The following is a 12,702-nucleotide window of genomic DNA, read 5'->3' as shown; positions in this document are numbered from 1 at the left end:
CGATGCTGAAAGCTTCACAGATCAGCGGCGGATACGGTGAAAAGGACGTGGTGAAAAACGTTTCTTTTGAGCTTCAGAAGCAGGAGATTTTAGGCATTCTCGGACCAAATGGCAGCGGGAAAACCACGTTGATGAAAATGATCAGCGGTCTGCTGCCATGCAGGTCAGGTGATGTATCGTATAAAGATCAGCCGCTCAGTGCTTATTCACCAAAGCAGCTTGCCCGTGAGATCGCTGTTTTGCCGCAGCTGCACAGTCATGCATTTGATTACACAGTACGCGAAACGGTTTCAATGGGACGCTATCCTCACCAGAAGGGAATGTTTGCCCCGTGGAAGTCTGACGATGAGAAAGCTGTGACAGAAGCGATGCAGCAGACTGGCGTAGCTGAATTTGAAAGCCAGTCGATTCAGGATCTGTCAGGCGGCGAACGTCAGCGCGTATTTTTAGCGCAGGCACTGGCGCAGGAACCAAAGCTGCTGTTACTTGATGAACCGACAAATCACCTGGATCTGTCTTATCAGAAGCAGCTGCTTGACCTGTTGAAGGAGTGGACTGACACGCATGAGCTGACTGTGATCTCCATTTTTCATGACCTGAATATTGCCTCGCTGTACTGTGATCGCCTGCTTCTTCTACATGAGGGGGAGACGGTGCAGCTTGCAGAGCCTGGTCATGTGATGAATAAAGAAACAGTCGAGCGCGTTTACCGGGCACGGGTGCATACACAGTCGCACCCTGAACTGCCGAAGCCACAGGTGACGCTACTGCCAAATCACGGTCACCAGGCCCCGTGCGAGATCACAAAAGACCACTTCACGATTACGCCTGACCACGTTCATATGCAGGCGCCCCAGTCACTAAAGACCTTATCGTCAGCAGTGATTGGAGCCGGCCTTGGCTGGTATCATCACTTTGTGAACAGGCATGTGCCGATGGATTATGAATGTGATGACAGCTATCAGGACATGGTTCAGTATGCAAACCGCAATGGATTTAAGGCGGCTGATACAGTGGGAATGATGACCGCTGTAAAGGTGGAGGACGTTGTGATTCGTGAGTATGAAGAAAATGGTTTGTCAGTAGTGATTGCAATAACAGCTGGAGTTGGAAATGCAGTTGATGTGTCGTTGTCCCACGAAAGAGATCGGCAGGCAACAATCGGTACAATCAACAGCTGGGTTTTCATTAATGGCAAGCTGTCAGATGAAGCATTTATCCAGGCGATGATGACCGCCACTGAAGCAAAAGTAAAAGCGCTGCAGAATGCAGACGTGAAAGATCCGCTCACAGGAACGCTTGCAACAGGCACCTCAACTGACAGCGCGCTCGTAGCAGCAACCCAGCACGGACCATTCATTCAGTATGCAGGGTCCATTACACCGCTTGGGAAGCTGATCGGTAAAGGGGTCGTGGAGTGTACGACAGAAGCGATAGATATTTACCGTGAAAGAAAAAGAACATGATGATCACACATGCAGCCGCCATCACGATTGCGCTCTGTCTTGATCGGTTTATTGGAGATCCGCCCGCCTGGCCGCATCCTGTCAGGTGGATCGGGTCTTTCATTATATGGCTGGAGCGCAGGTTAAATAAAGGAAAGGCACAAAAGCTAAAAGGTGTACTTGGTGTATCGGCAGTGCTTACAGTCACACTGCTTGTGACCTGGACAGTCGTATCAGCAGGCTATCAATTTCACTGGAGCGCAGGCTTTGTGCTTGAAACAATCCTGATCACGTCAGCCCTTGCTTCAAAAAGCCTGGCTGATGCTGCAAAAGAAGTTTCCGTTCCGCTTCAAAAAGGGGACATAAATGAGGCCAGAACAAAACTTTCCTGGATTGTCGGAAGAGATACTGAACACCTGTCTGAATCAGCTATTGCACGCGGAACGATCGAAACGGTCGCAGAAAATACAAGCGACGGCGTTACAGCACCAATGTTCTGGGCACTGCTATTCGGAGCGCCGGGCATCTGGGTATATAAAGCGATTAATACAGGGGATTCAATTGTCGGCTACCGTAACGAACGCTACATGAAATATGGTTGGGCAAGCGCAAAGCTTGATGATCTGGCCAACTGGATGCCGGCAAGGATCACAGCGCTGCTGATGCTGCTGACCAAAAAACCGGCAAGCGGTAAAAGAGCCGCTCTCTACAAAGAACTGCCGGCGCAGGCCCAAAAACACCCAAGTCCAAACAGTGGATGGGGTGAAGCAGCTGTCGCACTGCTCTTACATATCAAATTGGGCGGCACCAATACATATCAGGGAGTGGTCTCCAACAGACCTGTGATTGGTCTGTCAGATCGTCCGCTCACAGTAGAACATATTGAACAAGCGATTACCATCATGCACCGGACAGCCTGGTTGTTTCTTGCATGCTGCTGGATTGGAGGAATCGGTTATGACTTTGCCCTCACATGGCGCTAATCCGCGTCAGCTTTATGAGTCACTTCAATTACAGGTGCCTGATCACCTGATTGATTTTAGTGAAAACAGTATGCCGTCAGGGCCGCCCAAGGCTGTTAAAGAACATTGGGGTGACTGGTACGCAGCAGCCTCTTCCTATCCTGATCCTGATGGTAGAAGGCTGAAAAAGCTGCTAAGTGAAAAGCACCGGACTGATCAATCGCAAGTGCTGCTTGGCAATGGAGCTGCAGAGCTGATGATGACCGCACTCAGACTTTTCCGCGGAAAAGAAGTAGGTGTGATTCACCCTGCATTCAGCGAATATGAGAGAGTGATTAAAGCAAATGACGGTCTGGTCCGCCACTTTTATACAAATGAATCAACGGGCTGGCTCCCTGACGATCAGGAGATTGAGGATTTTCTCTCTGAGCCTGATCGCGCATTATTCGTCTGTAATCCTAATAACCCCACAGGAATCAGACTGGAGCGTCACGTGTTGATCAGCTGGCTCACTATTGCTGAACGTTCCGGCAGCACCCTTCTGCTCGATGAGGCATTCATTGATATGGCAGGAGAAGCGTATTCGCTTTCAGATTATACTGGCAGCCAGTCACTGATTATCTTCAGATCGATGACAAAAATGTACAGTATTGCAGGGTTGCGGCTGGGGTACCTGCTTGCTGATGCAGCTGCTGTGAAAAAAATCAGACCGTTTTTACCGCACTGGAATGTTAATCAGATTGCACTTTTAGCAGGAGAAGCAGTGATTCAGGACCATGCTTATACTGAGAAGGCACGTGATTTTATCAGGAAAGAAAGGCTGCGCATCACTACTGCTTTGCGGCAGCTTGACTTCAAAGTGTCTGCTTCTGAAGCGAATTATCTGCTGATTCAGCCGTCTGATCCAATGCAGACAGAAGCATTGTGGCGTTCGCTGCTGAAAGAAGGACTTGTGCTGAGGCATACATATAACTACCGTGGGCTTGATGGACGCTGGCTGAGAGCGGGCATCAAATGTCATGAACAAAATACACAGTTGATTGGAGCGATCAGCAGATGGGCACAGTAACAACCGTCATCGGCGGGGCGAGAAGCGGGAAAACTGCCTGGGCAGAGCGGGAAGCCCTCAGCCGCCACGACAAGACCGGCGCGCCGCTGATCTATCTCGCCTCAGGTGTCGCATTTGATCAGGAAATGAAACAGCGGATCACCCGTCATCAAAAAGATCGCCAGAATCAACATTGGCTGACGATTGAACAGCCGGTTAACCTGACTGGAGCAATTGCGAAATGTCCGGTGGGTGCTATTGTTGTCTGGGATTGCGTGACTACCTGGCTGACAAATGAACTGATGCAAAAAACGGAAAAGAGTCGGATGCTGCATGATTTAACAATGTTCTTGCGTACCGTGAGAATGCACGCGGATCTTTATATTATTTCCAATGAAGTGCTGAGTGAGCCGGTATTTATAGAAGGCTTCACAGCCGCGTATCAACAATTGATTGGTGAAGTGCATCAGGTGCTTGTAAAAGAAAGCAATCATGCGATTGAAATGGAAGCGGGGCTTGCGCTCGTGCGTAAAGGAGGGGCGGCAGATGACAGCTAATGACAGGCTATATGATAAGCTTAAAATGAACAGGAATCGTGCCGCGGAGATACAGTGTTAAAAGGTTTCCAGTTAGCTATTCAGTTCTTCACTGCACTGCCTGTGCGCCGGGAAATTGAGATGACCAATCATACAGTGCGCTGGATGATTGGATTGTTACCGCTGATCGGCGGACTGATCGGCTGCCTCGCAGCTGGTGTAATCTTTACGGCAGAACTTGCATTTGCCGCAAGTCCGCTCATCACAGCATGTCTCATCTGGCTCACCTTCATCGTTATGACAGGCGGGCTTCATCTTGATGGCTGGACGGATGTCAGTGATGCTTATTTTTCCTATCAGGATCAGGCGAAACGGCATGAGATTTTGCAGGATCCGAGAGTCGGCGCTTTCGGTGTACTATCGCTGATTGTGCTATTAGCAGCAAAATTTGTTTTGCTGCTCGATCTTGCATCAAAAGATCAGATTTCATTCGTCTGGCTGATCTGGATACCGGTCATCTCGCGGTTGATGATGGCTGTCAGTTTGACAAAGGCGCCGCTTGCAAAGCAGGAGGGCATGGCTTATTTTCTGAAAGGTTTTTTAACCGGACGCGTCCTGATGATTGCTGGCTTGGTGAGTCTGATTTTACTCGCTGTTCCGCTCGTATTCTCACCGGAACTTTGGCCGCTCCTCTGTATGCTTTTAGGGGGAGCGGGATTATTCAGCATGATCAGCAGCACATTTTTTAAAAGGGCATTTGGCGGAATCACAGGAGATACGCTCGGTGCTTCACTTGAAGGAGGAGAATTATGGAGTCTGATACTCGTGTGGTGTTATCTCTCTATCGTCATGGGGTAACAAAGGAAAATCAGGATAAAGTCTATATCGGCTGGTCAGATGTCTCTGTTTCTGAAGACGGCATCAATCGTTTACATGAAACAAAGACACATCGTCCTGATGCAGAACGTGTTATCATCAGTGATTTGAAAAGATGTGTGGAATCAGCAGATATTTTATTTCCCGATCAGCCGAAGATTCAGCACCGCGGACTTCGGGAAATCAACTTTGGTGAGTGGGAAGGCCGCAGAGCAGATGAGCTACAAAAACGTGATGATTTCGCACAGTGGCTGAGTAATCCTGAAGTCGTGCAGCCTGAAAACGGAGAATCATTTGCAGAATTTTCATCACGCGTGCTTGATGCGTGGAAGACGATCCGCGAATGGTGTGTGCATGATGAAGTCAGGGATATTGCCATTGTCTCACACGGCGGTCCGATCAGAAGGCTGCTCGTTGAACTCGCACCTGAGAAAAAGGATTTCTGGGACTGGAAACCGCTTCACGGAGAAGGCTTAACGCTTGTCTGGAAAGACGCAGAGTCATTTGGGAGGGGAGACCGATGCACTTTATTATCGGCGGTGCCTTCAACGGAAAACGAAAATGGGTAGAGGAAGAATTGAAGCCTTCCTCAAGAGTAGAAATCAGTAAGCCGGGGCAGCCGGTTCCTGAAGAAGCAGATACGATTTTATTTACCAGGCTTGAGGAATGGATTCTATTGCAATACGGACAAGATGAAGATGACCTTGTTTTAAAATGGAAGCAGGAAATCAAACGTTTGTTGGAATGGGAGAATGTTGCTGCAGTTAGACGCGTGATCATCATCGGGACAGATCAGTCAAAAGGGATCGTGCCGCTTGAGAAAGAGCAGCGCTTTACAAGAGACGTACTCGGCTGGTGTCATCAGCACACCGCATCAAAAGCAGATCGCGTTACAAGAATCTGGTATGGTCTTTCAGAAGAGCTGAAAACAAAGGAGGATTTAAAGTGAAAATTTACACAAAAACAGGTGACAAAGGACAAACGAGCTTAATCGGAGGACGTGTTTTCAAAGATGATGTCCGCGTTGAAGCATATGGCACGATTGATGAAGCGAACAGCTTTGTCGGTAAAGCAGTAACAGAACTGGACGCTGAAAAGTTTGCGGATATTTTAGCAGACCTTGAAGCGATTCAGCACGAACTGTTTGATGCAGGCGGGGACCTTGCAAATGTCTCAAGCCGCCGCGAATGGAAGCTTGACCCGAAAGCAGTGGAGCAGCTTGAAAAAAGAATCGATGAGCTGATGGAAGAGGCACCTGAGCTCGAACGCTTTATCCTGCCTGGCGGATCACCTGCAGCAGCAACGCTTCATATTGCAAGAACCGTTACACGCCGCGCAGAACGCCAGACTGTCGCGCTTGCTAAACTGGATGCAGAACTGCCGGGAACACCTCAGCAGTACCTGAACCGTCTGTCAGATTATCTATTCGCATGCGCGCGCGTGGTGAACGCACGTCAGGGAATATCGGATGTGGAATATATCCGGAGTGCAAAAGTGTTCCATACCAATAAAAAATCTAAAGATGAATAAGTCTCTTTTTGGCCGCAACGCAATGGAGTGGCAGATTGGTGATCGAATGATGGTCATGACCTCAGACAACAGCGGCGGCATTGGTGAAAAGCCGCTTGATGAGGTCAATGTCCCTTATGAAATGGTCGCATATTTTGCCTTCAGAGTTGCTGTAATGGACTGCCTGTCAGCAGGTGCAGTGCCGATATCTGTGATCGTGCATAATTTCTGCGGCGATGATGCCTGGACTAAGCTTGTAGCTGGTGTCAGGCAGGGGCTTACTGAAATCGGTGCTGATGGTGCAGCGGTCACCGGCAGTACGGAATCCAATATGGTGATGCAGCAGTCAGCAGTTGCTGTGACCATCATGGGTGAGCGGGTGCGTGACTTTTCCATGCTGGATCATGAACAGCTTGAATGGTCACTGGCCGGGAAGCCCTTGGTTGGTATGGAAGTGGTAGAAAGGGCTGCAGATGTTGCTCCTTTGAGTCAGGGGCGTGTGCAACTTGAGGATCCTCAGGTAGCTTTGATCTGGCCGGTTGGTTCAAAAGGTGTGGCTGCGGAATGGGCGAAGTTGTGCGATCAACTTGGTATAGATGCAGAGATGCCTGATTTTGGCGTGAATGTGATGAAGTCTGGCGGTCCTGCAACGTGCTGGATTGTGGGGCGGAAGCGTGGAGTGGAGTGAAGTTTGGGACAGACCCAGTCTTCACTCACAGCAAATGCCCGACACACCAGGCAGCTGACTCCTTAATTGGCTGAACCTTTAAATCCCCAGGCTTCAGCTTCCGGGAATGCAGAAGGTCGTTCTCGACACTCTGAATCAGCGCCTCAATCACTGCTGTATCCTCAGTTACCACATTCAACTCTTCATTAATAAGCAGACTCCGCCTGTCAAAGTTCATCGTGCCGATATCACACAGTTTCCCATCAATCAAAATCGCTTTTGCATGATAGAAACCATTTTGTAACTGATAGACATTAGCTCCCCGCTGGATCAGTCGTCTCAAATAACGATAGGATGCCGGCTGTACAAGTGGATGATCCGGCGTTCCAGGAACGAGAACTGTCACCTTCACCCCTTTTTCGAGTGCAGTAAATAAACCGTGTTCAACTTTATGGGTTGGAATAAAATAAGGCGAGCCGATAAAAATTGACTGGGACGCCTGTTCAAGCAGCTTACTGATAAATGTTTCCTGATCGACTGCTTCAGAAGAAACGAGCTGGTACTGTCCGTCGTTTCCAGGCGAGGCAGGTAACGCTTCCCCGCGCCAGTCCCGTTCGAATTCAGTCTGACAGTCTTCTGTAATCCCGCCGGTCAGCCTCAAATGATAATCCCTCCAAGGAGTCAAAACAGGATCCAGATTCAAATATTCAAGTCCAATATTAAATCCACCCACATGCGCAATTTTTTTATCAATGACTGCAAGCTTTTTGTGATTCCGCTTTTGCAGGAAGAACCAGCTGCCTTTAAAAATAAAGGGCCGGCTGAATTGAATGATCACACCGTCATGAGGAATTGCTTTCAGAGACTTTTTAAAGGTACGGCTGCCAATTGCATCCAGCATTAAGCGGACGCGTACACCTTCCCGCGCTTTCCCCGCGAGCAGCTTCATCAGACGTCTGCCCGCATCGTCCGGCTGTAAGATAAAAAACATGATATCAATTGTACACACTGCATTCAGGCAGTCATCTTCAAGCTGCTTCATCCATTTAATACCGTCATCAAAAAATTCAGCATGACCATCCTTTTTTGAATACGGGGTGGAGCGATGCTGTTTATTTTTTCTCAAACCTGCCAGCCAGTCCAGTCTGAGCCAGACGACGAGCAATGCAATCCAGACAAATATTTTCATCATCCGACTCCTTTCTCGAAAATAGTATGTCCAAATAACAGCAGAACCTGTAAAATGAAAGAGAAAAATTGTGAAAATCCATTGACTGAATGCTCATTCATTATATAATGAGTATAAGAAAGAGTCAGACAACTTTGGGAGGAGTGCAGCGAACATGAGCATTGGGGATATTTTGCTGATTGTTAACTGGATTGCGTTCATTATTGTAACCGCTTACGCAGTCTATTTATTTGGTTATCTGGTCAAATCACGCTATGACTTTATCAAACTCGGTAAAAAAGAAGAGTTTGATAACAATGTCAAAGAACGCATGAAGAAGATCATGGTTCAGGTATTTGGTCAGAAAAAATTATTGAAGGATAAGAAGAGCGGGATGATTCACGTCATGTTCTTCTATGGCTTCCTGTTAGTGCAGGCAGGAGCGATTGACTTCATTTACAAAGGGCTTGTGCCAGGTGAGCACCTGCCGCTCGGTATTTTCTATCCTGGATTCACATTCTTCCAGGAACTTGTGACATTAATGATCCTTGTAGCTGTTGCATGGGCATTCTACCGTCGTTACATGGAAAAGCTTGTCCGTCTGAAAAGGGGTTTTAAATCAGGACTTGTACTGATTTTTATCGGCGGACTGATGGTATCTGTATTACTTGGTAATGGTGCGGGAATCGTTTTCTTCGACCATGACCCGACGTGGACAGAGCCGGTTGCATCTGTGATCGCACTGGCAACAGGCTGGATGGGTGCGACAGCAAATGCAGTGATTTTCTATTTTGCATGGTGGGTACACTTATTATTCCTATTAGGCTTCTTAGTATACGTGCCGCAATCAAAACACGCGCACTTAATCGCAGGACCGATCAACGTATATTTCAACCGTCTTGATAACCCTGGAAAGCTTCGCAGCATCAACTTTGAAGATGAGTCCCAGGAAACATTCGGTGTTGGAAAAGTGGAAGACTTCACTCAGCTGCAGATGATTGACCTGTATGCATGTGTTGAGTGTGGACGCTGTACGAATATGTGTCCCGCAACCGGTACAGGTAAAATGCTGTCGCCGATGGATCTGATCACAAAAATCCGTGATCACCTGACATTTACAGGAGCGGCTGTGACATCGCAGTCTCCATGGGTACCGGCACCTGCTTTTGCCCAGACAAAAGGCAACCAGATCGCTGCAGCATCCGCAAACGGCGGCGCTGAAGCAGCAATTGATATGTACCACCCGAGCCTGATCGGTGACGTTATCACTGAAGAGGAAATCTGGGCTTGTACAACGTGCCGTAACTGTGAGGACCAGTGTCCTGTCATGAACGAACACGTTGATAAAATCATCGACCTGCGCCGTTACCTTGTACTGACTGAAGGTAAAATGGAGCCGGATGCACAACGCGCAATGCAAAACATTGAGCGTCAGGGTAATCCTTGGGGTCTGAACCGTAAAGAAAAAGAAAACTGGAGAGAAGCGCGCGAAGACGTTGTGGTCCCGACAGTCAAAGAAATGAAAAAAGCAGACGAAGAATTCGAATACCTTTTCTGGGTTGGGTCAATGGGTTCATTTGACAACCGAAGCCAGAAAATCGCCCTTTCATTTGCAAAAATGCTGAACGAAGCAGGGGTCAAATTCGCAATTCTCGGTAACAAAGAGAAAAACTCAGGTGATACACCGCGCCGTCTTGGAAATGAGTTCTTATTCCAGGAACTTGCGAATGCGAATATCGCTGAGTTTGAAAAAAATGACGTGAAAAAGATCGTAACAATTGATCCTCACGCATACAATGTCTTTAAAAATGAGTATCCTGAATTTGGCCTGAAAGCTGAAGTCTACCACCACACAGAAGTCCTTGCAGAGCTGGTGGAGCGCGGCAAGCTGAAGCCGGTACATGCAGTCAACGAGAAGATCACCTTCCACGACTCATGCTACCTGGGCCGCTACAACGAAGTATACGATCCGCCACGTGAAATCCTGAAATCAATCCCAGGCGTTCAACTCGTGGAAATGGAACGTAACCGCGAAAAAGGCATGTGCTGTGGCGCCGGCGGAGGGCTGATGTGGATGGAAGAAGACAAAGGCCACCGCGTCAACGTTGCCCGTACAGAACAGGCACTCGTCGTAGAACCATCCATGATCAGCTCCGGCTGCCCATACTGCCTGACAATGCTGTCAGACGGTACAAAGGCGAAGGAAGTTGAAGAAGAAGTTGGCACGATGGATGTTGCTGAGCTGCTTGAGTTGAGTGTGATTGGGAAGCCTCAGACAGCGGAAAGTGCATAAGTAAGAAAAGCGGAAGCGCCTGGACAGACCCGACAAGCATAAGGCGAACTGAGAGAAACGAGTGAACTTTCCCGTTTTCTCAGATTGACTTATGACTCGAGGGTCTAGGCGCTGAAGCTGGACAATAAAGAAAAGCGGAAGGCGCTCGTTCAGCTCTGACAGGCATAAGCCACGCAACGGAAAATGGGTGTAGTTTCCCGTTTACCGCTGCGTGGCTTATGACCCGAAGAGCTAGCGCCTGGAGCTGGACAAAGTGAAAAAGCGGAGACGCTTTATTCGCACCCACATACACTAATAAAACCAAACGACCTGGCTGCTTCTTATGACGGCCAGGTCGTTTTTTGTGTGGTTAAAGCTGTGAGGGCAGTGGCGGGCATAGGTCTTTTGATACTAAGTGGCGAACATTTGCATTTAAAAGCCGAATACCATACTACGAGTGTTGAACACAGCTTCACGAACGTCAAACACCACGGCTCAAACGTCGAACATGAACAACTTTCCGTCGAACCTGCAATCTATCTTTAAATCTGATTCCAAATCTCTCACCCTGTATAAAATCCCACTTGTATCAATGGTTGAAATCGCTTACAATAAAAGGGGTAGAATCATTTAAACGCCGTTCAATCGGCTTTTTTAAAGGGTAATTACTGAGCGAGCGTTCAGTCAACAAACGTCCGCCCACCCTCAAACCAGTCACAATGTTCAAGTCAAGGATGCATTTTTGTAAGCGGATTCAATTGTTATTTAAATAACCTGTTAGTCATTCGTGTGAGTCACACAGAGCTGAACGAAGTGGAAGGCGGCGACTCCGGGACGATAAGTGGGAAGCTGAGACCCCGCAACCGAAGGTGAGGAGGCTCAGCAACCACCGTCCGGAAAGCGTCCGCCTGGAACGCAGTGAAGCGGCTAACAGGAAACAAACAAAGGGGAGAATCACAATGCCAAAAACAGTAATTATTGACGGAGCAAGAACACCTTTCGGAAAACTGGGCGGATCACTCGCATCATTCACAGCCTCAGACCTTGGAGCAGAAGCGATTAAAGAAGCACTCAAGCGCGCAGACGTTGCTCCGGAAACAATAGACGAAGTCATCCTCGGCACTGTTCTGCAGGGCGGTCAGGGACAGATCCCTTCACGCCAAGCTTCACAAAAAGCAGGCATTCCATGGGAAGTCAAAACAGAAACAATTAACAAAGTATGTGCATCAGGCATGCGTTCAGTCACACTTGCTGACCAGCTGATCAGACTTGGCGATGAGTCACTGATCGTTGCAGGTGGAATGGAATCCATGACAAATGCACCTTACTTTATGGATAAAGCAAGATCAGGCTTCCGCATGGGAGATCAGATGGTTAAAGACATGATGGTTCATGACGGATTGACTTGTACATTTAATAACGTGCATATGGGTACTTACGGAAACTCAACAGCTGAAGAATTCAGCCTGACACGTGAAGAGCAGGATGCATGGGCAGCAAGAAGTCACAAGCTTGCAGGTGATGCAATCGATAACGGCGTATTCGCTGAAGAAATCGTGCCGCTGCAGGTGCCTCAGCGTAAAGGCGATCCAATCACTGTTGATACAGATGAGTCAGTCAGAAGAGGCACAACGCCTGAAACACTGGCTGGTTTACGTCCGGCATTCGGTAAAGACGGCACAATCACTGCAGGTAACGCACCTGGTATCAATGACGGAGCATGCGCGATGGTACTGATGAGCGATGAGCGTGCTGAAAAAGAAGGCAAAAAGCCGCTCGCAACCATTCTTGGACACGCAGAAGTTGCAGTAGAAGCGAAAAACTTCCCGCAAACGCCAGGACTTGTGATCAACGCACTGCTTGAAAAAACAGGCCACAAACTTGAAGACATCGACCTGTTTGAGATCAACGAAGCATTCTCAGCAGTCGCACTCGCAAGTAATAAAATTGCCAAGCTTGACCCTGAAAAAGTAAACGTCAATGGAGGCGCAGTCGCACTTGGCCACCCAATCGGCGCAAGCGGCGCACGTGTCATCCTGACACTTGCATACGAACTAAAACGCCGTGGCGGCGGACTCGGCATCGCAGCCATCTGCTCAGGCGGAGGCCAGGGCGACGCAGTATTGATTCAGGTTTGATCTTAGGGTTTTTTATCGAAGCGAACATGCCTTTTATATGAATCATTAAATTAAGAAATGACTTTACTTTGCAAATAGAAA

General features: G+C 48.3%; 12 protein-coding genes. 11 read left to right on the top strand and 1 reads right to left on the bottom strand.

Annotated elements, in window-relative coordinates:
• Window positions 1-2 precede the first annotated feature (2 nt).
• From KP77_RS14740 to KP77_RS14700, 9 genes are read left to right on the top strand one after another with little or no spacing between them, the layout of a single operon-like run.
• The gene (locus tag KP77_RS14740; RefSeq protein ID WP_041123509.1) at window positions 3-1,466 is read left to right on the top strand and encodes an adenosylcobinamide amidohydrolase; all 1,464 of its coding nucleotides are present in this window, start codon (window positions 3-5) and stop codon (window positions 1,464-1,466) included.
• Window positions 1,463-2,428 (top strand): adenosylcobinamide-phosphate synthase CbiB, encoded by a 966-nt coding sequence (cbiB, locus tag KP77_RS14735; RefSeq protein WP_041123508.1) that lies wholly within the window; start codon window positions 1,463-1,465, stop codon window positions 2,426-2,428. The genes KP77_RS14740 and cbiB overlap by 4 nt, the downstream gene beginning before the upstream one ends.
• Complete coding sequence (locus KP77_RS14730) at window positions 2,403-3,476, top strand: pyridoxal phosphate-dependent aminotransferase (protein ID WP_041123507.1); 1,074 nt, start codon at window positions 2,403-2,405, stop codon at window positions 3,474-3,476. Before cbiB ends, KP77_RS14730 begins: the two co-directional genes overlap by 26 nt.
• Complete coding sequence (locus KP77_RS14725; protein ID WP_041123506.1) at window positions 3,464-4,012, top strand: bifunctional adenosylcobinamide kinase/adenosylcobinamide-phosphate guanylyltransferase; 549 nt, start codon at window positions 3,464-3,466, stop codon at window positions 4,010-4,012. The genes KP77_RS14730 and KP77_RS14725 overlap by 13 nt, the downstream gene beginning before the upstream one ends.
• Window positions 4,013-4,066: 54 nt before the next feature.
• Complete coding sequence (cobS, locus tag KP77_RS14720) at window positions 4,067-4,849, top strand: adenosylcobinamide-GDP ribazoletransferase (protein WP_041123505.1); 783 nt, start codon at window positions 4,067-4,069, stop codon at window positions 4,847-4,849.
• A complete protein-coding gene (locus tag KP77_RS14715) occupies window positions 4,801-5,436 on the top strand; it encodes a histidine phosphatase family protein (RefSeq protein WP_041123504.1) in 636 nt (211 codons plus the stop codon). Before cobS ends, KP77_RS14715 begins: the two co-directional genes overlap by 49 nt.
• Window positions 5,388-5,816: a bifunctional adenosylcobinamide kinase/adenosylcobinamide-phosphate guanylyltransferase gene (locus KP77_RS14710; protein ID WP_041123503.1), complete on the top strand. Its 429-nt coding sequence runs from the start codon at window positions 5,388-5,390 to the stop codon at window positions 5,814-5,816. Before KP77_RS14715 ends, KP77_RS14710 begins: the two co-directional genes overlap by 49 nt.
• Window positions 5,813-6,397 (top strand): cob(I)yrinic acid a,c-diamide adenosyltransferase, encoded by a 585-nt coding sequence (locus KP77_RS14705; protein WP_041123502.1) that lies wholly within the window; start codon window positions 5,813-5,815, stop codon window positions 6,395-6,397. Before KP77_RS14710 ends, KP77_RS14705 begins: the two co-directional genes overlap by 4 nt.
• Entirely contained in the window at window positions 6,390-7,064 is a 675-nt protein-coding gene (locus KP77_RS14700) for an AIR synthase related protein (RefSeq protein ID WP_084218736.1), read from the top strand. Before KP77_RS14705 ends, KP77_RS14700 begins: the two co-directional genes overlap by 8 nt.
• Before the next feature lie 25 nt (window positions 7,065-7,089).
• Here the strand turns inward: KP77_RS14700 and KP77_RS14695 are convergent, their stop codons facing one another.
• A complete protein-coding gene (locus tag KP77_RS14695; RefSeq protein ID WP_052474295.1) occupies window positions 7,090-8,232 on the bottom strand; it encodes a phospholipase D-like domain-containing protein in 1,143 nt (380 codons plus the stop codon).
• Between the two features lie 154 nt (window positions 8,233-8,386).
• Here KP77_RS14695 and KP77_RS14690 point away from each other — a divergent pair, with 154 nt between their 5' ends.
• The gene (locus tag KP77_RS14690) at window positions 8,387-10,504 is read left to right on the top strand and encodes a heterodisulfide reductase-related iron-sulfur binding cluster (protein ID WP_041123501.1); all 2,118 of its coding nucleotides are present in this window, start codon (window positions 8,387-8,389) and stop codon (window positions 10,502-10,504) included.
• A 938-nt stretch (window positions 10,505-11,442) separates the two neighbouring features.
• A complete protein-coding gene (locus KP77_RS14685) occupies window positions 11,443-12,621 on the top strand; it encodes an acetyl-CoA C-acetyltransferase (RefSeq protein WP_041123500.1) in 1,179 nt (392 codons plus the stop codon).
• Window positions 12,622-12,702: the final 81 nt, after the last annotated feature.

It is taken from the genome of Jeotgalibacillus alimentarius, from assembly GCF_000829445.1.
Classification (GTDB): Bacteria; Bacillota; Bacilli; order Bacillales; family Jeotgalibacillaceae; genus Jeotgalibacillus; species Jeotgalibacillus alimentarius.
The sequence above is the reverse complement of the archived record's forward strand: the minus strand, read 5'-3'. Positions and strand labels throughout refer to the sequence as shown.